Origin of the sequence: Burkholderia sp. 572 (assembly GCF_040545135.1) — a bacterium.
In the GTDB taxonomy this organism is placed as follows: domain Bacteria; phylum Pseudomonadota; class Gammaproteobacteria; order Burkholderiales; family Burkholderiaceae; genus Burkholderia; species Burkholderia cepacia.
In genome coordinates, this window is the sequence record NZ_JBEPLH010000039.1 from 1 (window position 1) to 21,733 (window position 21,733).

The 21,733-nt window shown below is 55.6% G+C and carries 24 protein-coding genes and 1 pseudogene; 10 read left to right on the forward strand and 15 right to left on the reverse strand.

All coding sequences use genetic code 11. The features are described 5' to 3' along the window. Positions 1-155: 155 nt before the first annotated feature. The 3 genes from ABIC51_RS38735 to ABIC51_RS38745 all read right to left on the reverse strand — a co-directional run bounded on the left by ABIC51_RS38735 (position 156) and on the right by ABIC51_RS38745 (position 2,379). Complete coding sequence (locus tag ABIC51_RS38735; RefSeq protein ID WP_226127975.1) at positions 156-1,316, reverse strand: hypothetical protein; 1,161 nt, start codon at positions 1,314-1,316, stop codon at positions 156-158. 44 nt (positions 1,317-1,360) lie between these two features. Next, positions 1,361-2,005 (reverse strand): OB-fold protein, encoded by a 645-nt coding sequence (locus ABIC51_RS38740; RefSeq protein ID WP_226127973.1) that lies wholly within the window; start codon positions 2,003-2,005, stop codon positions 1,361-1,363. 83 nt (positions 2,006-2,088) lie between these two features. After that, complete coding sequence (locus ABIC51_RS38745; RefSeq protein WP_034195955.1) at positions 2,089-2,379, reverse strand: hypothetical protein; 291 nt, start codon at positions 2,377-2,379, stop codon at positions 2,089-2,091. A gap of 723 nt (positions 2,380-3,102) precedes the next feature. On the opposite strand from ABIC51_RS38745, the gene ribA reads away from it, so the two are divergent. Then, entirely contained in the window at positions 3,103-3,747 is a 645-nt protein-coding gene (ribA, locus tag ABIC51_RS38750; RefSeq protein ID WP_027789400.1) for a GTP cyclohydrolase II, read from the forward strand. Positions 3,748-3,968: 221 nt separating this feature from the next. After that, complete coding sequence (locus tag ABIC51_RS38755; RefSeq protein ID WP_060286073.1) at positions 3,969-5,243, forward strand: tyrosine-type recombinase/integrase; 1,275 nt, start codon at positions 3,969-3,971, stop codon at positions 5,241-5,243. 257 nt (positions 5,244-5,500) lie between these two features. On the opposite strand, the gene ABIC51_RS38760 is transcribed toward ABIC51_RS38755, so the two are convergent. Continuing rightward, positions 5,501-7,735 (reverse strand): KAP family P-loop NTPase fold protein, encoded by a 2,235-nt coding sequence (locus ABIC51_RS38760; protein WP_354007020.1) that lies wholly within the window; start codon positions 7,733-7,735, stop codon positions 5,501-5,503. Between the two features lie 466 nt (positions 7,736-8,201). Beyond that, positions 8,202-9,239, reverse strand: a pseudogene (ilvA, locus tag ABIC51_RS38765) (threonine ammonia-lyase, biosynthetic); the annotation flags it as partial. A 706-nt stretch (positions 9,240-9,945) separates the two neighbouring features. Here ilvA and ABIC51_RS38770 point away from each other — a divergent pair. After that, positions 9,946-10,761 (forward strand): hypothetical protein, encoded by an 816-nt coding sequence (locus ABIC51_RS38770; RefSeq protein WP_354007021.1) that lies wholly within the window; start codon positions 9,946-9,948, stop codon positions 10,759-10,761. Between the two features lie 69 nt (positions 10,762-10,830). On the opposite strand, the gene ABIC51_RS38775 is transcribed toward ABIC51_RS38770, so the two are convergent. Next, complete coding sequence (locus tag ABIC51_RS38775) at positions 10,831-11,517, reverse strand: AbiV family abortive infection protein (protein WP_196488930.1); 687 nt, start codon at positions 11,515-11,517, stop codon at positions 10,831-10,833. 144 nt (positions 11,518-11,661) lie between these two features. Then, positions 11,662-11,958, reverse strand: coding sequence for a helix-turn-helix transcriptional regulator (locus ABIC51_RS38780; RefSeq protein ID WP_240690355.1), 297 nt, complete (start codon positions 11,956-11,958; stop codon positions 11,662-11,664). Positions 11,959-11,996: 38 nt separating this feature from the next. Between ABIC51_RS38780 and ABIC51_RS38785 the strand changes: the two genes are divergently transcribed. Both ABIC51_RS38785 and ABIC51_RS38790 read left to right on the forward strand, forming a co-directional pair. After that, complete coding sequence (locus tag ABIC51_RS38785; protein WP_354007022.1) at positions 11,997-12,206, forward strand: hypothetical protein; 210 nt, start codon at positions 11,997-11,999, stop codon at positions 12,204-12,206. Positions 12,207-12,265: 59 nt separating this feature from the next. Then, complete coding sequence (locus ABIC51_RS38790; protein ID WP_354007023.1) at positions 12,266-12,649, forward strand: hypothetical protein; 384 nt, start codon at positions 12,266-12,268, stop codon at positions 12,647-12,649. 15 nt (positions 12,650-12,664) lie between these two features. Here the strand turns inward: ABIC51_RS38790 and ABIC51_RS38795 are convergent, their stop codons facing one another. Both ABIC51_RS38795 and ABIC51_RS38800 read right to left on the reverse strand, forming a co-directional pair. Continuing rightward, complete coding sequence (locus ABIC51_RS38795) at positions 12,665-13,102, reverse strand: hypothetical protein (protein WP_354007024.1); 438 nt, start codon at positions 13,100-13,102, stop codon at positions 12,665-12,667. A gap of 10 nt (positions 13,103-13,112) precedes the next feature. Beyond that, entirely contained in the window at positions 13,113-13,745 is a 633-nt protein-coding gene (locus tag ABIC51_RS38800) for a hypothetical protein (RefSeq protein ID WP_354007025.1), read from the reverse strand. A gap of 196 nt (positions 13,746-13,941) precedes the next feature. On the opposite strand from ABIC51_RS38800, the gene ABIC51_RS38805 reads away from it, so the two are divergent. Further along, positions 13,942-14,571 carry a hypothetical protein gene (locus ABIC51_RS38805; RefSeq protein WP_354007026.1) on the forward strand — a complete coding sequence of 210 codons (630 nt, stop codon included), beginning with the start codon at positions 13,942-13,944 and terminating at the stop codon, positions 14,569-14,571. A gap of 24 nt (positions 14,572-14,595) precedes the next feature. Here the strand turns inward: ABIC51_RS38805 and ABIC51_RS38810 are convergent, their stop codons facing one another. Continuing rightward, complete coding sequence (locus ABIC51_RS38810; protein ID WP_276322721.1) at positions 14,596-14,718, reverse strand: hypothetical protein; 123 nt, start codon at positions 14,716-14,718, stop codon at positions 14,596-14,598. Positions 14,719-14,856: 138 nt separating this feature from the next. Continuing rightward, complete coding sequence (locus ABIC51_RS38815) at positions 14,857-15,150, reverse strand: hypothetical protein (RefSeq protein ID WP_134256703.1); 294 nt, start codon at positions 15,148-15,150, stop codon at positions 14,857-14,859. Between the two features lie 803 nt (positions 15,151-15,953). Between ABIC51_RS38815 and ABIC51_RS38820 the strand changes: the two genes are divergently transcribed. Beyond that, the gene (locus ABIC51_RS38820) at positions 15,954-18,794 is read left to right on the forward strand and encodes a pentapeptide repeat-containing protein (RefSeq protein WP_354007027.1); all 2,841 of its coding nucleotides are present in this window, start codon (positions 15,954-15,956) and stop codon (positions 18,792-18,794) included. 431 nt (positions 18,795-19,225) lie between these two features. Here ABIC51_RS38820 and ABIC51_RS38825 read toward each other — a convergent pair whose 3' ends face one another. Together ABIC51_RS38825 and ABIC51_RS38830 are read right to left on the reverse strand one after the other, a co-directional pair. Beyond that, positions 19,226-19,933 carry a S24 family peptidase gene (locus ABIC51_RS38825; protein ID WP_354007028.1) on the reverse strand — a complete coding sequence of 236 codons (708 nt, stop codon included), beginning with the start codon at positions 19,931-19,933 and terminating at the stop codon, positions 19,226-19,228. Between the two features lie 8 nt (positions 19,934-19,941). Further along, positions 19,942-20,265, reverse strand: a complete 324-nt coding sequence (locus ABIC51_RS38830; RefSeq protein ID WP_354007029.1) for a hypothetical protein — start codon at positions 20,263-20,265, stop codon at positions 19,942-19,944. Between ABIC51_RS38830 and ABIC51_RS38835 the strand changes: the two genes are divergently transcribed. Further along, positions 20,264-20,494, forward strand: coding sequence for a hypothetical protein (locus ABIC51_RS38835; protein WP_354007030.1), 231 nt, complete (start codon positions 20,264-20,266; stop codon positions 20,492-20,494). The two genes, ABIC51_RS38830 and ABIC51_RS38835, sit on opposite strands and share 2 nt — an antisense overlap. Here ABIC51_RS38835 and ABIC51_RS38840 read toward each other — a convergent pair. Then, positions 20,475-20,702 (reverse strand): hypothetical protein, encoded by a 228-nt coding sequence (locus ABIC51_RS38840; RefSeq protein ID WP_354007031.1) that lies wholly within the window; start codon positions 20,700-20,702, stop codon positions 20,475-20,477. The genes ABIC51_RS38835 and ABIC51_RS38840 overlap by 20 nt on opposite strands. Before the next feature lie 58 nt (positions 20,703-20,760). On the opposite strand from ABIC51_RS38840, the gene ABIC51_RS38845 reads away from it, so the two are divergent. Next, the gene (locus tag ABIC51_RS38845; RefSeq protein ID WP_354007032.1) at positions 20,761-21,015 is read left to right on the forward strand and encodes a hypothetical protein; all 255 of its coding nucleotides are present in this window, start codon (positions 20,761-20,763) and stop codon (positions 21,013-21,015) included. On the opposite strand, the gene ABIC51_RS38850 is transcribed toward ABIC51_RS38845, so the two are convergent. Further along, positions 20,987-21,244: a hypothetical protein gene (locus ABIC51_RS38850; protein ID WP_354007033.1), complete on the reverse strand. Its 258-nt coding sequence runs from the start codon at positions 21,242-21,244 to the stop codon at positions 20,987-20,989. The two genes, ABIC51_RS38845 and ABIC51_RS38850, sit on opposite strands and share 29 nt — an antisense overlap. A gap of 161 nt (positions 21,245-21,405) precedes the next feature. Between ABIC51_RS38850 and ABIC51_RS38855 the strand changes: the two genes are divergently transcribed. Further along, entirely contained in the window at positions 21,406-21,705 is a 300-nt protein-coding gene (locus tag ABIC51_RS38855) for a DNA-binding protein (protein WP_081068739.1), read from the forward strand. Positions 21,706-21,733: the final 28 nt, after the last annotated feature.

Sequence of the window (21,733 nt, forward strand, 5' to 3'; positions counted from 1 at the left end):
TCGGTTCGCGATAAAACGTGGCTCCACTGGCATCTCGGCGATCTCGATTGGAAAGCCGCCATGCTAAAGCAATACGGTGTCGGTGCCACGCTTACCGACCAGCCACTTTCTTGATAGCTGAAATGCCATATTGTTGTCCTTTGAGGTCTGAAAAATTAGGACACCCGAATAATCTTCCACAAAGCAACATATGGGTTGAGGATACTTATCGCTGTTCCGTTGCCAGTGTTGCCAATCGTGATGTTGGCGTTTGCGCCTTGGGTATCAATTTCCGTGTGGAAATTTTGGACGCTGATGTTTGCACCTGATCCATTGATGGAGACGTTCGCGTACTGTGGCTGTATGCTGATGTTCGATCCTGAAACGTCCGTCCACACGTTGAAGTATCGGCCGTTGTCCGGGCCATACGCGCGTCCAATTTGCGTAGCAAAGGCCGAATCCGAACCCATGCCAACCGCATGGTTGTGTCCGCCATCATTCACGCCGTGCCCGTGCGGGGTTTGGTAGACACCGTGAGAATGGCCGCCGTCGTTGATGCCGTGGGCGTGATCCCAAGAGGCGTGATGCGAGTGCCCACCGTCCTGTACTTGATGCGAGTGTGCAGGCAAGTTAGCGACGGCCAGTGCGACGGCTGTAGCGCCCCCAGCGGCCCCGCGTTGGTACGAGAGTCCCGCACCGATGGTCATACGGTCGCGCAAGTCCGGCGTACCGTTAGATCCATCTGCAACCTGCCAGCCGGGGCCGTATTTCGTCACGATATCCGCTTGGTTGCCCCAGAAGTCTAGAACCGTCCCAATCGGGAATGATTGGTTATTCGAAACGTCGGCGACAAACCGTTGGCCGTCAAACAGGAATCGATAGGTGCCGCCGGATTTGATGCCGGTTGCTTGAATCGCGTTGCCGTCCGACGCCACGGCTGAGACGGGGGCCAGGTTGTCTACCTTGAGGGTGACCCCCGTTGAGTTCGTATTCGCGGCACGCACATAGACGACGAAGCCACGCGTCAACGACGTGAGATTCAGGCCCGTGTTGATGACTAATCCATTGGGTGCGCTCGCGGGTGCTGAGTCATCAACGTACAACGCACGCGCCTTGTCGTTTCCAGAACTGACAACCCATCGCGTGCCGTCGTAGACGAACTGGTAAATCACTCCGCCGACCAGATATCCCGCATCGAGAGGATTACCCAGACCATCCACCACAGCCCGGTTTCCAAAGTTGTTCAGGTTGAATGTGTATGCGCCCGTGTTGGTTGAGGGAATCAGGACGTTGAGAGAGATTCCGGCATTGAGTCCGGACAGTCCTTGAATCGGCAACGTTGCAGTCAGGGCGCTAGTTGAACCCTGTCCGGCAACGTACGTTAGGTATCCTCAGCGAATTTCTTTGCCTGAGTCTCTTGTGGCGTCAGAATTTTATCGATACTGATAAAGATACAGTTCTTGAAATCAGGGTAACCAATTCCTTGTCCGTCGCCCGTGCACAGCAAATCGAGACGCTGACCGCGCCGCAGGGTAGGAAGCGCTGCTCTTGCGCTTTCATGAAACGAAAGGCTGACGCGAGCCGACTCATTGTCCATTCCTTCTTTGAACGCACCTACAGGATCGATATCTTCATTTTTCGAGTTCGTCGGGAAAGTTTTCAGGATCATGCTGTTTGAGCCATCAACACTTTCCATCAAACCTTGTAGACGGATCGATTTTCCCTTGTATTTTGCATCAGCGTTGAGCTTATTTTCTTCATAGTCGGCTACGACTTGTTTAACTTGGACGACTGGTTGTTGCGCAGCTCGCTGCAAATATTCCTCTTCGGCGCGCTTGGTGTCCTCGGGAGTGGGATTTGCATTTGGTGTAGTTGCGACAGGATCATGGCCGCGCGCTGCATCAATTTCGGGTTGAGTGACTCCTGAACTCCTGTCCGAGAAATATTTGATGGCTGCAAGTCCGATAATGCCAAGCACGAGTACAGCGAGAACGATCCGTAATACTGACAGCAAAAATCCTTTCATTTTAATCCCCGTATATGTGTGGTAACGAATTTAAACGTGGTTTGTAATAGTTCTGAGTAGGGTTGCAAGTCGCGAAGATTTATTTAGTTGCCTGCGTCTTCGAGCGGTTGAGGAATTAGAGCGCAACCGCAATGCTTGCACTTGCGGGCATCACGCAAAACGAATTCACGACAGTCAGGGCATTTGACATGTGTTTCTGGCGTGGGCATGCCGTTTTGTGGTGATAGATCACGTGCGATCAACAGAAAAATAACGGCAATGAGCGGGCTAAACACTAACGCAACGAATCCCCACCCCAACCCGGAGCGGCCGCGCTTGACCGCAAGCATGCCGACCGCAACCGAAAATACAAGCCAAAGCAGAAAAATAACCATCACGACTCCCCGGAAGTTGTTGTTTGTCGATTATAGTGCCGGACCCTCGGAGGTGGCTTGGAAGTTGGCGGGCGTGCGCGTGCTCGGTGGAATGCAACCCTCATAACTTCACCACGGTAAGCTGACGGGCCTGTGAATGCTGACTATCGAACTGGAAGATGTTCGAGAGGTTGCCGGGGGCGTAGTCCGGCGGCACGAAAGTAAGATAACGGGACAACTACTAAACCTTACGAAAATGCGAAAACTACTAGCGGGGTTGCTGGGCGCTGTACCTGGACTATCTTTCGCCGTTTCGCCCCTGTCGGTTAGCCCACGGGATCGAGGGGGGCCCATAGACGTGCTGGTTGATGTGTTCCGCATCGTATTTGGCGGGATTCCCACGTGGGTGTGGGTCGTCTTGCTGATCTTGATGCTGTGGGGAGCAGCGATCGAGAAGCGGAAAAAGAAATGAGTCACGGCCCACAAGTGAATAGGCTTGCGGGCGTTTTTTGTGGGGTACACGTCAGGGCAAGCAAGCGTCGGTACACGCGGCGATAAGGCAGGACCTAATTGACCTTGGAGGGAGCGTGGTAAAGCAGGGCGCGCGGCATCCTTCGGCGTCTCGGGAAGTAAAGTACCTGCCGGGGAGCAGTGAGGTAAACTCGCAGGATAGAGGTCTGTTTTGTTGTACTTACGCGACAACTTACGCGGCAGGTCGAAGAAACTCCACGAAATCAACTACTTATGACAGATTCAGGTTTGCCCACGCCGGGCAATGGCCAGGCCGACGAGTGCGTGACGCTCGTCGCCACAGCGTCGCTGCCCACACGCTACGGTACGTTCAAGTCGTACGCTTTCCGCGTATCGGGCAGCGATGCCGAACATCTCGCGCTCGTGATGGGTGACGTCGCCGGCGAGCAGTCCGTGCTGACGCGGCTGCATTCCGAATGCCTGACCGGCGACGTGTTCGGCTCGTACCGCTGCGACTGCGGCGAGCAACTCGATCTCGCGTTGCGCTACATCGCGGCCGAAGACCGCGGCGTGCTGCTGTATCTGCGCGGGCATGAAGGGCGCGGGATCGGCCTGAGCAACAAGATTCGCGCGTACGCGCTGCAGGAGCAGGGGCGCGACACCGTCGAGGCAAACCTCGACCTCGGCCTGCCCGACGACGCCCGCGAATACGACTCGGCCGCCGCGATCCTCCGGATCCTCGGCGTGACGTCGGTGCGGCTGATGAGCAACAACCCGGCGAAGTTCGACACGCTCGCGAAGCACGGCATTCCCGTCTGCGAACGCGTGGCGCTTGCGGTGCCCGTGCGCGAGGAAAACGAGCGTTATATCCGCACGAAGCAGACGAAGTTCGGGCATTACTTCGAAGAAAACGAGTAACGGAAACAAGGGGCTCTGCGGAGCCCCTTGCTCCATCTGGATTTCGCACCTCGAAGCCTTTATGGTAAAGGGTTTGAGCCGAAAGTTGCGTTTGTCAGGTGCATTGTCTGCACTTGACGAAATAGGCGAAAACTTGGCACTCTGGCGTAACATTTTCCTACGCCAGACCGAAAAGCTACGCTGCGGTCCCGGCCTACAACAAAAACCTACGCCGACCGCTGATGAGATTCGACGCACGAACCGCGAGCAAGCTGCCTGCAGGGCAGCACATGACCTTTGACGGATTCCCGGGACTCCGCTTTCAGGCCAGCGAGAGCCGTCGCTCCTGGATCTACCGATATAAATCCCCCATTGACGACCGGATGCGTCAGGTGAAGCTCGGCGAGTGGCCGGCCATGGGGTTTCCCGCAGCGATTTCTGAATGGGAGCAAAGGCGAGCGGAGCGCGATGCCGGGGCCGATCCTGCTGCTGCAAAGCGCGAGAAGCGCGCTGCGGTTGCCAATTCGCGCACTGTCGACGCATACACCGTCAAGCGGGTGTGTTTCGACTACATGGGCGGCTATCTGGAGCCGACCCGGAAGGATAAGGGCGTGATCGAGGTTAGGCGGATGTTCAAGGCGATGCTCGGCCCGATCGAGAGCGTTCCGGCTGCGTCGATAACTCGTGCGCAGGCGTTCGAATTCTTGAATTCCTATCGTGCCACGCCGGCGCTCGCCGCTCGCCTCCGCATGGAGTTAGGCGGAGCATGGGACTATGCGATGGACGCTGGGAGGCTGCCTGACGGCACGCCGAACTGGTGGCGAATGATCCTGCGCGGCAAGCTTCGTAGCAAGGGGCGCACGATCGACGGCGTCGCCATGGGCACAAAAAAGCGGGTATTGGGCGAGGATGAGGTTGGCACGCTGCTCCGCTGGCTGCCGAATATGAGCCTAACGGTTTCGGACGCGATCACGTTGTATCTGTGGACGGGCGCCCGCGGCGGCGAAATCATTTCTATGGAGTCGCACGAAATCGCCGACGAGGCGGACGGCCTCTGGTGGACCGTGCCGAAGGAAAAAACCAAGAACTCGTGGCGCGCGAAAGCAGGGGATTTGCGGGTGCCGCTCGTTGGTCGAGCCGAGGCCGTTGTCCGTCGACGCAAGGACCAGGCTGTGAACGGCTTTCTGTTCCCGACGTCGACCGGCGAGATGATGAAGCAGACCGTCATTTCGCACGGCATTTACTATCATCAGCCGTACTGTAAGCAGGCGCCGAATCATAATCGGCCGCGGCTACCCGTCACGCACTGGTCGCCTCACGATTTGCGGAGGACCGCCCGAACTATGCTTGCCGCACTTGGGTGCCCGCATGATGTCGCGGAGGCGGTACTTGGTCATGTTCAACCGGGTGTAGCCGGCGTGTATAACCGGCACCACTACGATCGGGAACGTCGAGAGTGGCTCACGCGCCTGTCGCAGTTCCTTGATGAACTCGTGCTGCGATATCCGACTAAGTAATCTGTTGTGTAAGGCGAGGTTAGACCAAACGGACAGCGTCAGATCGTCTGACTCTGTTCGGCCAACAGGAGACATCGTTCGCTTGATTCCGGGCATCTTGGAGCGGCCGCTGCACCTTCCGAAACGGACACTCAATGCGTGCTAGCGCCGCCAGTGCACGGGTTTTATGCATCGACGCGACCACGAAGCACGGTTTGCGGTCGCGCGCGCTGCACTGCGCGCGTGAGGGCGAAACTCAGTACGGCTCCGGCCACACCTCACTCTTCGGCACGTTCTGGAATTTCTCTCTGCCTGAGTGCTTCCATTCCCAGTCGGAACGCCTGGATGCACGCCTTATCGTCGTCCGTCAGCGGATTTCGGCCAGCAACGACTTCAACCCTTGCTGCGAGATCTTCCAGCCCGATCGCAGGCGGAAGATAGCGTTCAATATCTCGCGGATTCATCGATAAGACACGACGTGCCACCCGATCGCCGTGGCTTTGCGAACTGCCGACTCTGAGCGCATGCCTCAGAACGCGAAGCAGGGTGGCATCAACACCCACCATCTGGCCAAGCCACGTGCTCACATCGTCCGGTCGTCCCCAGCTATCCCACAGGTGCAAGTTGAAGAACAGTTCCGGCAGATCCAACAACCGACCGTCGCCGGCAAGATGTCTGAGGCGCTCGACCACTGCCGTCCGCATTGCCGCCACGGTCTCGGGAGAGAACTCCCGAAAGACCGAATCACGCTCCCCTGCATCCGGCTGGTGCATATTGTCGATGCTGCTGGTGATATGGCAAACCGCGCTCAAGGCGACGGCACTACGGGCGAGATCAAGGAACAAAGGCTCCCGCTCCGCGGTCGGCAGGCACTTTGCCAGATGATGCACGAGCCAGTAGAACTGGACCGAGGCATGAATCGAATAAAAACCTGGTACTCGATCGCCGTCAATGGCGAGCATCCGGTCGCCGATACGGAAAACCGCGCGCAGGCATGAGCGCGCGAAGTCCACACCAAGATCATCGAGTTCGATCAGGCGAAGAAGAAGTTGATGCGCGCGGGTACTCCCGTCGGTGCGACGGTCGTCGAGTGCGTTCGACCACGCGCGCTCAAGCGCATCAGTTTCGTCATTCAGGGCAATGAAGGCGCGCAGCTCGGCGCGACTCAGTCTTGTCGGTGGGACCCCAAACTGGAAATAAACATCGGACATCTCAGGTGAACACACACGGGCCAGCCTATTCCATTCCCGTACGTGCTCCGCTGCAAAGAACGTGTTACCCCAGACGGATTGCAGCCGCGGGAACAGCCTTTGAAGCAAGGCCTTCACGGGCGTCCTGTAGGTTTCATCTAGGGATGCGAGCCATGCATCGTGAAAGGTACGTTCCCGCTCACGACGTCCCTCGCGGCCGCCGGTGCCAGTGAAGTAGTCGAGATTGTCACGCACAGCCGCATAGGCAGGCGGCACGAACACGCGCAGGAACTCTAGCGCGATGAAGTCCACCGGGTTGACTTCGCCGCGTACTGCCGGAAATGTGACCAGAAGCGAATTGATGATGCGCACGACGTCACGCGGTCGCTGAATGAGGGGAGACAGGCCGTCGTGGAAAACGTTGCCCCAGTATGTGGTCGCGAACTCTGGAGCGTCGATGTCGCCGAAGAGCTCGTTCAGGTCGGCAATCAGTTTGGCAACAAGCAGATCGTGGTCGACCGCTGGCAGCGAGAATTGCGCCTGAACAATTTTTTCGACGTATGCGTCTCCGTCTTCAATGTTGAGCGACGAACGGAGCGCCTGCGACACAAGTTGGCGGTCGAAAGCGAGCAGATACACGACGTTGGGGAAGTCCGCGAGCGCCTTGATTACCTTGAAGACTTCGCGTATTTCATCGGGCGCGAGCCGGTCAATATCATCGACGAAGACCACAAAGCGCCGTCCGGATTGAGCGAGCTTCTCGGCGATCGTCGCCTTGAGTTTTGGTACGTCCTTGGGCGAAGTGCGGAAACGCCCCAGCGCATAGGCAACCATCTTGTCGAGCAGCGGGAGCTTCACCCCAGTGCTCGCCGCTATCGAGGTCGATACCGCACTGCCGATAGCATCAGCGTACGTCGACATGGCTTCAGCACACGCCATGAGCACCTCGTTTTCAGCCGGAAACTGAGCGCTGATCTGGGCGAGGAACTGGGCCGCCAGTTGGTCACGGTCTGCGAACCACCACGGATTGAAGTCAATGACCACGGGAGCGGATTCCATGTCGGCTGGCGCTTGCCCCGAGGAATCTGTGAGATAGTGCCGCACGAAGTTGAGCAGCGATGTCTTCCCAGCTCCCCATGGTGCGTCTATCGCCATGACTAGGCCCTTTGGCCCGGGGGTATTGCGCGCGGCACTCGCAATCGCGCGCGCGAACGGCGCATATCCGTACGCATCTTGCGTGGGATGTACCTGCGGACTGTCGCTGCCAAGCGGCATCGCAAGCGACGGCTCGATAAGGGTGGCACCAACAACCGATCCATTCATGCTTCACCTATTCTTTTTTCTGGTTCCGCTCGTGGATATGCGCGCGACAGGACACCGGGATTCAACCCTAGGCAGGTGGACCCATGCGCGTCGATACCGTGGCGCCGCGAACCCAAGTTGGCTCGTCAGCGAAGATTGTACTCAGGGAGAAGGCCCGCCGCTTTGCCGGAGTCGAGCGCGACGCTGCGCGCGGGATCAGCATTGAACTTGTCTCTCAGTGAGCGAAATTGCCCTTTCGATTTGTGTGTCTCGTGGTAGGTACGAATGGCCGTTATGGCGTCGAGAGGAGCCAGCGGCCGCGTCTCGGGTTGACGGGCCGTTGCGGGTCGATTTCCGTCGGTTGCTTTCGATTGTGAGGGCACGTATCGGGCCGTGCGAGCGTACCTGGACAACCAAGCGGAGTAAAAACAACAGGGCCGGTGGCCCGGCCTCTCAAACAATGCACCGGCCTGCGTATCGGTTTCTACGCGACAGCCAGTTTCGCGCGCTCCGCAACGAAACTCAGCCGATCGAAGTTCATGTTGGCGCCGGACGTGATCGCGATGAGCGTTTCGTTCTCGATCCCTTCGCACTCGGCGTACAGCTTTGCCCCTGCGACGGCCAGGGCACCGGCCGGTTCGAGCACGCTCCGCGTATCCTGGAACACATCCCTCATCGCCGCGCACAGGCCATCGGTATCGACCGTCACCACGTCGTCGAGGTGTTCGCGGCATAACCGGAAAGTCTCTTGTCCAACCAGTTTGACCGCCGTACCGTCCGAGAACAAACCGACCTCCACCAGTTCGACGCGTTCACCCGCACGGAGCGACTGCGCCATCGCGCATGAATCCTCCGTCTGCACGCCGATCACCTTGATGCCCGGTCGCACGGCTTTCACGTAGGTCGCCACGCCGGACGCCAGGCTGCCGCCGCCGATCGGCACGAAGATCGCATGGATCGGCTTTTGATGCTGGCGCAAGATTTCCATCGCCACCGTGCCTTGGCCGGCGATCACGTCGGGGTCGTCGAACGGATGCACGAACGTCAGGTTCCGCTCCTTCTGCAACGTGAGCGCGTGCGCGTAGGCGTCGCTGTACGACTCCCCGGCCTGAATGACCTCGACACGCGAACCACCATGCCTGCGCACGGCATCCACCTTGACCTGGGGCGTCGTGAGCGGCACCACGATCACGGCGTGCACGCCCATGCGAGCCGCGCAGAACGCAACGCCCTGTGCGTGGTTGCCGGCCGACGCGGTGATGACACCGCAAGCCAGCGCATCAGCCGGCATCTGCGCCATCTTGTTGTACGCACCACGCAACTTGAACGAGAACACCGGCTGCTTGTCCTCGCGCTTCAGATGGATCGCGTTGCGACACCGAACCGACAGGTTGTGCGCGAAATCCAGATCGGTTTCGATCGCGACGTCGTAGACCCGCGCGGTCAGGATTTTTTTGAGGTAATCGAACGGCGCCGAAGGATGGGCGGGGCTCTGTACGTGCGCGTCGAATGGGTTTCGGTGCATGAACACGATGATTTCCTTTCCAGGTCAGGGTGGGCAAGCCTAGAAGCGGAAATGAAAAACCCGCCTCGGCGGCGGGTTTTCGTTATCGAGCAAGTACGCGCTAACCCACCATTCGGAGAATGGTGCGAATAATCAGCGCGATGGCGATGGCTCGATGTTCCATGGACACAAGGATTGACGATTATGGGAATGCTGTCAACCAGCGGCGCCTACGCTGAAAGCCAGTCGCATCACGTCGGGCGGCGGCGCGTCCGGCGGTGTGCGTTTTCTTCGGTGCCGCTTGCGCATCCTGTCGTGGGGCAGTTTCAACGTGTGAGGTCAAGCGCCCGGCGGCTTTGGGTGAAGCGAACGCCTTGGCCGGGCTGGCCGGTTTCAAGGCAGCAACCACGCGTGCCTGCACATCACGCTCACCCACCAGGCTGGACACGTGCTGGCGCGGGTGCTCAATCGCGGCGGGTGGCGGTCGGCCCGGAATGGCCATCGAGGCGATACCAGACCGCCCAGCTGAGTTGGGCCGGTATGCGCTGGTCACCAGAGGCAGTTGCCGGCCACTTGCAGCCGTTCGACATGGCGTCTCAGATCGTCCACAATCGATCTCGAGGATGCGCGCGACGTCGACTTCTTTGATCTTTCTCGGATTTGAGGAATACGCTGAAGCGTGCTTCCGAAAGCAAATCGAAATCTTGATCTAATTCGGTCTCCACTAATGAATAATCAATTAATCGTTGTTGCACCGGACGAGGTGGTAAAGGCAGCTGAGGAAGCAGAAGCCGCTGCGCTCCAACCCAAAAAGGGAATTGACTTTGCAAAGATTGGCGAAAACGCGCTGAGGGCGCTCTACGGCGCAAATCTAGCAGGCGTCTTGGTTGCTGGTGCGGAAGCTTTGATCGCATGGAGCAAAGCGCGCCAAAGCGGGCTCGACATCACCCAGATAAGCCGGACGCAAGCTAACTCACTGACCTTCCCACCGGGCCACCCACGCGACGGCGTACTGTATGTGGCCCACCCGGCGGTAAATGGGGTTTATTTCACCGTTGCCTCGTTTCATCGCCTTGCTTTTGAGCACAAATTCTCGGAAGCGATTGATCTACTGATGTCTTTGGGAGCGAGTGAAATTAAGGTGGAGCATGTAAGAGGCTGGTCGCGAGAATTCGCAGCCACCCTCTCTGCTCCAATGCCGGACGCTAATGCTGGCATCGAAATTTCCAGCAAGCAGTCGGGCGTGTCCGCACTTTTGTATGAAGCTAACCTCTGTGGAACCACTCAACCCTCTCTACCAGAACCGCTCGTATGGTACCCACACGAGCCCACGTGGCAATCAATTGCGAAAGGCAGAATCAAATTCGGATTGACTGAATTTTCACTAACTGTGAACTACGAAGACGACTTCGGGATCAATGCAGGACTGAAGCTGACTGCCGGCAAGTCGGGTTTGGACCTCGGCGGGTCGTTTGAGGATCATTGCGCTACCACTTGGAAGATCCACGGAAAGTTTCGCGAAAAAGAATCGGTAACGAGTTAATAAAATAGCGTCGCCTGCCCGGGCCGAACAGGTGGGCGACTGACTGCTATCATCGGATTCATTTGATCGTTATGAGCCGGCTACGGAGGTTGACGGCTGACGCAGATGCGCGTGGCGGTGTTTGGGTGATCTCGTTCTAGATTTGTAAGGCCACTCAAATATCACACTGGCCGATGGTGATAGCATAACCTCATCCATTTCTTTAATTCCAAAGTATTGCTCGTAAAACGTCAGTTTCTTGTGTATGAGAACAAACTCTGCGTTTATCCACGAAATCATTCGCTTTGCTTCTTTTTGCTTGATCGACGAGGGAAGTGAAATGCGATCTTTTACGAATACAGTTTTTCGATCGCGATCCAGTCCGACGTAGACAGCTTGCTGCTTTCGCCGCTCCAAGCCGCCATTTTTTATAAATTCGACAAGGGATGGGGGATATTCAAACATGTCGCGCGCAACAAAGGCATATTGCTTCTCTAAATGTATGTAAAGAAGCTTCAACCCCTGCTGCTCAAACCTCGCCTCTTCGAACCCACAATTCGTAATCGAACTGTAATAATAGTGCTCGATCCACTTGGCTTTCGCAAATTCTTCCAATGACAGAACCGACAACTGGAACGCAGACGGAAAAGAATTGGCTTCAAAGAGAAGAATCGCATCTCGGTGAAGCCTAAGCGCATTTAGAAGCGACTCCTTTCCCAATTTCTTCCACTTGTACACCGACAGGTTGTGAGTATCGGTTATGCTGTTCGTGCTCATTGGTTCCCCCGTTTGCGAACATAAAGTAAGAGAGGGCGCTATCGAGCGTAATTTTGGCATACACAACGACTGGCCGTTTTCGAGAGCGTTGAGCGGCCGGAACGGGCCGGTGACGGCCCTTGAGGAGGTGACGGCGATGTCAACTCAGATTTGATCTGATGCTGACCGAGAGTTCAGGTCTTGGCTTGCGCAAGTGAACTTGCGGCGCCGGTTACTATGGCCGGTATTGGGAGGAGGCGCGAGATCCGATTCAGGGCATGCTTCTGCCCAGGCTTCGACCTCGCGTGTCAGCCACGCAACTCGCCGATCGGAGAGAAGCCGCGGCTTCGGGAATTTGTTCTCGCGCACCAGTTTTTGGACGGTCGCTTCCGATAGCGAGAGAGCGGTTGCCACTGCTGGCAGGTCGAGGTAGAGCGGCTTTATGGTGGTTGATGCGGGCATGCTACGATCCCTCAGTCTCAAAAAGATTTACTGATGCGATGCAAAAGAAATTTGTGATGCGCGGGTACGAGATGAACTGCGAGCCGCGCGTGTCGGCGGACGGCAAATTCGCCGCCCAGGTCGAAGTGACGAAGCTGGGGTACAGCAGGGAGGCCGCGTTTCGGAACCTCGGTGAATTCGATACCGAGGTCCAGGCCGTCGAGTATGCGAAGCAATTTTCGGTTGAATGGCTTAGTCGATACGGATGAGATCTCCCGGTTGCGTCTAACATGCCTCATCCGCATGCGAATGCACTTTGGAGTGAATCATGGCACTTTCAAACGCTGAGATTGATGCATTCGAGCGGCACTGTCTGATTCCCTGGGCGAACGCCATCGAAGTCTCAATCGAAGGAAGTCACGCTCAGCCGAGAGTTATGGGGGCTGGGCCTAGGCCGGGTATTCACGTTACGGCCGATCGCTCGGATTCGGCACAGCATCAGTATTCGTTCAACGTGTTTGTCTATTGGCCTGATGGCGAGGTGAGCGCGCTTTTGACCCGCGAACGTCGAGCGAGCGTGATTTCGAGTGTCAACAACCGATTACCAAATCACCTGTTGGCGATTGCGAGTCAAAGGGGATGTGACGTTGATGGCCGGTCGCAGGCGGCTGCTACGGTTTTCTACATCGAGCTTGACGATTTCGATTTCTGACTGGTGTTCACATATTTAGCCCACAGTGTGACTGGGCTGTTCTGATTCCGCCGCCAAAGCAGGCGAGCGGGAGAGGATGGCGCCGATTCGCTGCACCGCGTCCTCGATTCCTTCGCCCGGCGCGAGTTGCGCCGCTGACCAGACTTCGTGCGCGAGCCCGTCCACACCTTCCGCCCGCTCGTCCGCCGGCGCGGTGGCGGCTTCGGTCGGGACGGTGGTCGACCCATCGACGAAGAGCGCACCTTCCTCGGGGTACTCCGTAAGCCAGCAATACATGCCATTGCCCGCGTGGCCTTCGCCGCGCCGGAACGTTAGTTCGCTTTCAAGCTGGTCGCGATCGCGTTCCGGCGCCAGGAAGTCGAGCGCTTCGAGCAGCTGCGCGCCGGACAGAGTCAGCGATTCGCCGCGGAATGTGATGGTTTTGTCGCCGCGCGACGCGTTGTCGGTGGTCATGGTGTGGTCCTCAGCTGGTCAGTTGCTTCACGTTCGCCGCGAACACCGCGCGCGCGAACCCCATCGGCGTAGCCGAGCGGATGTCGCCGCGGTCGTCGGATGGGGGGACAGCGTGGATCCGGTTGTCTGGCACGCCGAGACCTCCCGCGCGGTTCGGCGGCGGCATCGCGAAATCGCCGCCCGCCCAAATGCACGTCTTCTTCGTATAGTTGTCGGACAGCTCGAAGCCGGTGAACTCGTACGGGTGAAACGTGTAGTCCGGCCTGCGCCAATGAGTCGAGATCACGCTCACGGGGTTCTCGATGCCGTACGGCACGCCGAGGCCGCTCAGGAACTCGTCGGCGACTGCTACCATCTCGATCGCTTGGGCGAGCCGGCGCAGTCCCTTGTCCTTGAACCAGCGCGCACCGCTCACCGCGAGATCGGTGCATGGCGGAAACGCAAAACCGAACACCGCGGTCGAGTCAGCCGGAAGCGTTGGCGCACCGAGCAACGCGTCCCAGTGCTGGAAAATGATCCCGTCTCGAACCACGCGGCCGGCGTGCTGCACGTCGAAGCAGATACAGCGGTATCCGGCATCTGCCCATGGCCTAGCCATGTTGCCGGTCCTGTCGAACAGGAAAACTGCGGTGGGTACGCTCATCGCATCCTCAAATCAGAAAAGAAGCGGGCGCCACAGGGGGCGCCCGCAAAGTGCTACTACCAGGGGAAAAACGAAAAGAGCGGGCGCTATACAAGCCGCCCACAAGAAAAAGCCGCGCGTCCGAGGCAACGGAATTTGCGCGGCTCGGAGAAGGGGGCATGCTAGGATTCGCGCTTCATTTCACAACGAGGACGCGATGAGGCAATGGAATGCGGTGTTCGGAATTCTTGGTGGAATTGCGATCGTGATTATGGTTTCTTTGTTCGGCGCGACATCAGCTGGAACGGAAGCCTACAAACCAGATTTCATGGCGTCGTGGGTGCAAGCAACTGGGGGAATAGTTGCTATCTTTGCTTCAGCCGTAATGGTTAAATGGCAGTTCGATAAGCAAAGACTGCAGCAAGAAAACGACCAGAAAGAAAGCATTCGCAAGCGCGCGCTGTATCTTCGCCAGGTTGCGAGCGAGGCAAGCACGATGGCCGATCAGCTCTTGACCAATCTTCGAGATTCCGAGAGCACATTCGAATACCTTCAGAGCCTGTACGATCCGAATCGTCTTGAAGTAGTCGGTGTGGCTCTCCGTGAAATTCCCGTATTAGAGCTGCCATCACCAGAATTCGTTATGCCAATTATTGCGATTCGAACTGCATGCGAGCGCATTGCGGATTCTGCTCGCGTACTTAAGGACGCGAAAGCGCCTGGGTTAAGCGCGTATCCGAATGTCTTTCAGATGCCGGAGCACGCGGTTGTTGTGTTGCAAGCTGGATATATCAAGTATTCGATGGAATTGATCGACAGCTTGATATGGACTCACCACCTGGAATGAAGACGTCACTGCCACGTGATTTGACTAAGTGCAGTAGGTTGCCGCACAGCGTGCTGTTTCGTCCCATTGTTGCGTGGTGGCGAGAACCAGGATGGAGACAATCAACACGCCAATACTCTTGAGCCACAGGATCAGAAGGGCTTTCACGACCACACTCCTATCAGTGCTTCGATCGGGGGAGCGACGGCGCCGGCAAGCAGGTAGAAGCCGGCGATCACGCACAGCGGAATCCAATCTCGATTCATGGTCATCTCACTTTGCTGTTTTGGCTTGGTGTAACCGGTATCAGAGAATGGCGGTCAGCGTTGTGCTGCCGTCGCTATGCTCAGTGCGAAGCATCAACGGTGCTCCGCCGAAAAGCTCAGGGCGAAGTTCGCGCAACGCGTTGCTGAAGTTCTTCGGAGCCTCGAAGCCGTTGCCGAGCAGTGCGGTCGTGACTGCGAGCTCGGGATCGTCGTCGCTGGGAGTAAAGAACGACGCAACGATCGGGATCTTGTGCTCCTTGCAGATGGCGATGATCTGGGTCATGAGCGGCGAGATCTGCTCGTCATAGATTTGTTCCTTGGTGACGGTGGTCATATGTGCCTCTCCAATATGATTAGAAATCCGAAATGACAACAACGCTCAACGAGCGACACTGATCTCCAATGTCGTCCGATCAACGCTGTCGAAGCATTCAAGGGCGCGCACTCGGTCATAGGATGCGAACAATCCGCGGGCCGAACGCGCGTCGTTCAAAGCTCCGGCATTCCAACAACGTTCAGGGAGGGCGCCTCGATACCACTACGGGGTGTCGAGAGATACGGGCTATTTAGAGCCGCCGCGCCGGCTTGAGGCGCCCTCACTGAAAGCTGTTGAGCGGTGTCGGGCGCTACCCCGTTTCTCGGCTACACCGTTGAGCCGGCCGGTTGCTCCCCGTACTGCGGTCCCGGCGCACTAGCACTCTTAAAGATCGACCGCTTAGAGCGGTGGCGCAGTGATCAAAGCTGCGTTGAGGTCAATTACACCAAATGGTGATGTTTGTGTCAACACCGAACGGTGAATTTTCGATGCAGGTATGGAAATTGGAAATGATTGGCGCGGGAGAATGCGAGCATACGTTGCCGATCTTTGGACGCTGCGATTACACTAGTTCGCGCAAAGGTGGGTGGATGCTTTGCAGTTCGAGCTTTGATGGGCGGGGATGTCAACGATGCGCATGAACCGGTCAGAAAACGGTTTAGGTCGTGTGGTGACAACGGGCCGAGGGTGCAAGCCGCAGTTAACATAAAACTGAACGTCGCTGCGGATGTGGGAAACGAAGTTAAAAGTGGGACAACGGGGCGCTACACTTAATGTGTGGCACGAGTCAGAGATGAGAATAATAGATTGGTCGGCATAAAATGAAAATCCCGGAAAAAGACAGCGTTGTTGCTAAATCGCCTACGGCATTTTGGAAGAAATTTAAAATCGATACGGCGCCCTTGCTGAAAGCAGTCGCAAAGGGCGTAATCCATTCTCTTTCTGGTAAGCTCGAATACGTGCCGGTTGATATCGTCGACGCACTTGGAGCATTGAGTTTGTCTGCGACAACCGAGGAAAGGGCATACAAGCTTATTGAGCGTTCGTTGGCTGCGGCCAGCTATGATCTGGCTTTCGATGCGCTGAACTTTCTAGCAGATGGAAGTGCGGATGTAAACAGTAAGCTTAATTCTGCAATAGATGGTGTGTTTGCAGATATTTCAGTGAGTGTAAATTCTGATTTTATTCGGGCGCCAGACAAGACTGAAATAGTTTCTGCATTTTTGCCTATTTTGTCGCAATGGCTAATAGATGTGGGGGCGGGCCCTCATGCCGCCGAATCAATCTCTTCAAGATTCCCGTCCTATTTCGTTTACGCGCTGCATAAAGAGTGGAGATCTAGAAAAGTAGATTACGAGGCCATTTTTGATGAGGTCGATGGCCCTTTTCACGGTGCGATTGAGCGCTTATCTGAGTGGGCTGAGTACTCATCTGAGTTGCGCAGGAGAATCGATGAAAATGTATTTGATGAGCCGTTCGGTCTATCCCAGATTTATGTGCCATTGAATGCATACACTGTTGTTTTTGAGAAGTCTGGAGAGCGTACATCCGTCAGCAATATGGGGGCTGGTGAGTTAAAGAAAGAAGTTAGAGAGGTTGTTGAGCTGGAGGGGCAGCTAATGTCTTGGCTCAACGCGGCGAATAAAGATGATGCAATCCGCGTCATTAGTGGTGGGCCTGGAAGCGGCAAGTCTTCGTTTATGAGGATATTTTGCGCTAAATTGGCGGAGGCTGGGAAATTTAAGCCAATTTATATTCCACTCCATTTAATTGATCCAACGAAAGATGTGGCTGACGAAGTGGCTGGCTATCTTCGTGATGAAGGAATTTTTTCATCGGCTCCAATTGACGCATCATCTTCGGAAAAAAATATTATCCTTGTTTTCGATGGCCTCGACGAACTCGCTAGCCAAGGCGCGGCCGCGAGCAATGTCGCTAAAAATTTCCTTGATGCGGTCGATCTGCTGTTGATGAGGCGAAATCAACGGGATCTGAGGTTGAGAGCCGTCTTAAGTGGTCGCGAGCTAGTGGTGCAGGAAAACGAAACGTCGTTTAGAAAGCCGGGGGAGGTTTTAACCATACTTCCTTATTTCGTAGCGCCGCACGAGAGGGGTGAGTATAACGATCCGAAGGAATTGTTAAAAAATGACTTGCGCGATATTTGGTGGAAAAAATATGGACAACTCACAGGAGCAAATTTTTCGGCATTGCCGAGGTCGTTGAACAAACGTGACCTAGTTGAGATAACTGCACAACCGCTTTTGAGCTATCTTGTCGCTCTGAGCTTTAATAGAGGAACGGTTGATTTTACCAAGGAGGTTTCGCTAAATACTGTATATGGTGACTTGTTGACTGCTGTGTATGAGCGGGGATACGAAAAAAATCGCCCTTATCGCCCAATTGCGCAGATGAAGAGGGCAGATTTCTGTAGAGTATTAGAGGAGATTGGGCTGGCTGCATGGCAAAGCAGCGATGGGCGCTCCACCTCGGTTGATGATATTCTTCGACATTGCCAGCAAAGTGGTCTGGGAAGTCTCCTCGATGTATTTCGCGAAGGCGCGGAATATGGCGTTACTCGTTTATTGGCTGCCTTCTTTTTCCGACGACACAGTCGGACTGTTGATGGAAGTGCTGCATTCGTATTCACTCACAAGAGTTTTGGTGAATACTTAACCGCACTCCGCTTGCGTCGTGGCGTGATGAAAATATGCATGCACCTTGATCGAAGGAAAGCCGACCCGGACGATGGCTGGGACATAGATACAGCACTTGAACATTGGATTGGTTTGACGGGACCATCTCCACTGACACCTTACATTTCCAAATTTCTATCCAATGAATTTGCGCTGCAAGCTGCCGAGCAGCGTGAAGGTTGGCTGGAAAAGACGTCACAGCTTCTTTCGCATACCATCAATCGCGATTTGCCGATGGATAAGTTGCGAACACTTCCGTATCGTGAAGTCGTTGCTCAGGCGCGAAACGCCAAGGAAGCGCTACTGGTAGTCACGCACCTTCTTGCGAAAGCCGCTGCGAAGGTTGTTTGGCTCGAAGTTGCTGCGCCAAACTCCTTCGGATCATTTCTTCGCGCGGTTGTGCCGCAGCGGATTGGCCCGACTCCAGCGATGCTACTTATGTCGTTGGGATGGCAAGATTTTTCGGAGCAAATCCTTGATTTGGCTGATTTTTACGGGAGTAACGTTGCGAACGCCGTATTCCGTTCGACAGCATTGAATCTTGCCACATTTGATAGGGCATACGGCAATGCCGCCAATTTCCGAGGTGCCCATGGTTTTAGATTATCCGCCGCAGATGCAAATTTTTCTGATGCGGATTTCTCTGACGCTGATCTCGATGATGCAAATTTCGTGAACGCTAACCTTGGTAATGCAGTTTTTCGCGATGCGAAGGTAACAGGCGCAAATTTTTCGAATGCAGATCTCAGAAATGCCGATTTTAGCGGAGCGGATATTTCGGGTGTAAATTTCTCGGGTGCGAATCTATCGAATGCTCGGTTTGACAATATCGAGTTTGAGGTTAAACCTCGTTTCTCAAAGGCGAATTTGGCGGGGGCGAGTTTTTCTGGAATTGAGTTGTCGTCTATTAGAATTAAGCCAAGTCGCCTGAGTCAAGTGAGCAACATTAATATTCAAGACGTGGCATGAATGTATGATTGCTTGGAGTGTTGGTGAAGCTGTGGATCAAATGGTAATGTTGATTGTCACTGAAGATCCATTTTCGATCTCATGCAAAATGCATTGGATCTCGTGAAAATGTAATGAAGAGCCCACAAAGTTGTGGGCTCTTCATGCGTCGTGTCGTTAGCAAACCTGTTGGAGTTCCATGCAGACGTGGTAGAAGCGACCGAATGCTCATTGCCGCCATCTTATACTTGATCGTTTCGTGATGTGATCGAAGAAGACTCTCTTTGATCACGGGAGATGCTGCGATTGACGGTTGTCGGCTGTTGTGTGCAATCTTGCGATTTAGATCTTAGTTGCGGGGGCGTTTTTAGGGGGGGAAAGAGTGGCTTGTGCGCGCTACAGTGATAGTGTCGATTAGATACTATTTGCTATTTTTGATGTTGAATTTGAATTTACATTCTGATTTTTATTTTTCTGGCCGGAACTTGGTGCGCTACATAATACATCCACGTGATTTCTTCTGGGCGATAGGTGAACGTAGCGTGTTCCGAGTAGCTTCCGAGACGTATTAAACCACCTCGACGCGAAAGTAGGCGCTTTAGCATCGTTTCTCCACTTGCAAGGCGAACCAAAACATCGTCTTCTATCTCGGGTTCGGTACCAGGCTCGACCAAGGCAAACTCTCCCGGGTTGAATCGGGGCGCCATTGACGTGCCTACGACCGGGGAAAGGAAAGCATGTGGATCGCCGGTTGCGATCTCTGCATAGTCGTCTGTTGCTCCCACCGGATAATCCCCGTCCGTCCATATTCTCTCAGGTAAACCGCCTTGCGCTCGCCCTACAACGAACACGCAGCGAAAGTTCTTTGTATTAATAGGATACTTCAAAAGCACCGGATGGTGTCCTTTAGGCAGTGGATCTTGGGGGGCACCGGTGGCCTTTGTATCGGTGCGCTCGCTGTCGAGCCAGCCAGGTGGCAAATCCGGATCCCATGATGCCTCCATCGCTCGGGCGACCTTTTCCCCAAACGACTTCCGGGCGGCAAGCATGTCGCTGATCTGCCTAGCGGGCTTCTTTGTTCGGCGGCTGACCTCGGCGAGCGTATGTTCGTCAACGAGGGTTTGGAGGTTTTGCCGGCGGATGTCGGGAAGTTCTTTCATGGGCGCGATTAGAGCACGGTGAAATCATTTGGTGAATTCACCGAATGGTGTTGATTGGCTTCACTGAATGGTGTAGCCTTGCGGGCATGGACGAATTCAAAAAATTCTTGATGGTCATCCCCGTCGCTGAGCGCCACGCCTTCGCGGCGCGGTGCGGCACGACGTACGCGTTCCTTCGGAATGTCATCTATGGGCAACGGACGCCCGGCGAGAAACTGTGCGTGGCCATTTGGCGCGAGTCGAATGGGGTCGTCACTCGGCAAGTGCTGCGCCCGTATGACTGGCAAGAGATCTGGCCTGAGCTCGCTCAACAAAAGGAGATCGCCTGACATGCCTCGATACATCAAGGTCGTTGTCGGTAGCGAGAGCGGCGAGGCCCCAGTGATCGTTATGCGGCGAGACGGTGTGACTGGACTCGACGTTCTCGGATTCGTGCAGGACGTGATCGGGCTGTTTGACATGGAGGCGTTGGCGCAGGCCGAAGGCCGCACGTTCAAGCATCCGTTTGCCAAAAGCGTTGGGGCTTTGCCGCAGGCCGACATCACCACAGGTCGCGAATGAACTGTTCGACTCTGATCCGTGACGCATTTCCGACCGATCGAATGATGTGGTTGGCTGTTCGCTCGTCGATGTTGAGGTTCCAGTCGTCGAACGAGTCTCTCGGGAAATTCTCATCGAATGTTTCGCGGACGATGAGCTCGGCCTGTTCCAGTTTGATCCCGCTTTTCACGTTGACGAGGCAGGTCGCAATGATTGTGCTCTTTCGCAATTTCGAGGCTCCCGGGTATGGATTGCAGTGTGACGCTATTTAAGAAAAAGGAGATCGCATGAAGCGCCTGTACGCACGTCTGATCCTCTGGCTGATCCGACCGGCGCTCGAAGATGTCGAGCGCCGAATGGTCGAACGGATTGAGCGCGAAGCCATGATGCGCATTGACGGCGATATCACGTCGCATGTGCGCCTTGAAAAATTGCGGAGCCAAGCTGCAGGGGAGGCACATGAATCTAGTTTGCGCTATCGGGATAGTCGCCTGTCCGCACCAATCGCCACGATCAACCTTCGGACTGACGATCCTCGGTGATGTGAAGAGTTGCCCGCATGCAGATCGCTTCGATTTCACGCCGGAAACGCGCGCGCATTTCGGGGTCCGCGAATGTCACCTCGCCGGCTTTGAGAAAAGCGGGTTGGCGCGAATCAATTTCATCAACAGGGTTCGGGAATTGTTTCGCGGCCAGTGCAAGTGCCGCGGAAATCGTCAACTGCTGCGCGGCGAGGACGGCGGTGACTTCTTGTTCAAAGGTCAAGCTCATGAGGGTTCCCCGTATCGGAATGGTTGTGTGAGAACTGCCAATTCTACAGATAGGGCCGGAACCCTCGCCATAGTCCGATCTGCGTCGAGATCCGATGCTTGAAGTTTAGAAAATTTGACCTTCAAGGTCATTCAATCAGTTTTGAACGGAGTTGAGTTGCTATGAACACCATTGAAGTCATCCGGAGGCCAAGCATCGAACGGGCGTTCCGGGAAGCATTGAGTGATCCGCGTAGTCGCGGGCCGGTGGCTGATGCGCTCGGCTGGGACGATTCGCAGGTGAGCCGTTTCCTCTCGGGGAACCTCGGCGTTCCGATCAACAAGATCGACGCGGGCCTGAATGCGCTTGAACTGCGCGTCGTCTCGCGGGAGTACCTGGACGGGCTGTCGACGATGAGCAAGGTGGGTGTGAACTGCCATTGCGCGCGGGAAGGGTTCGGGGAGTGCGGCGGCCGATTCTGATGTAAGCGACTGGCCCCGCCAAAAGCGT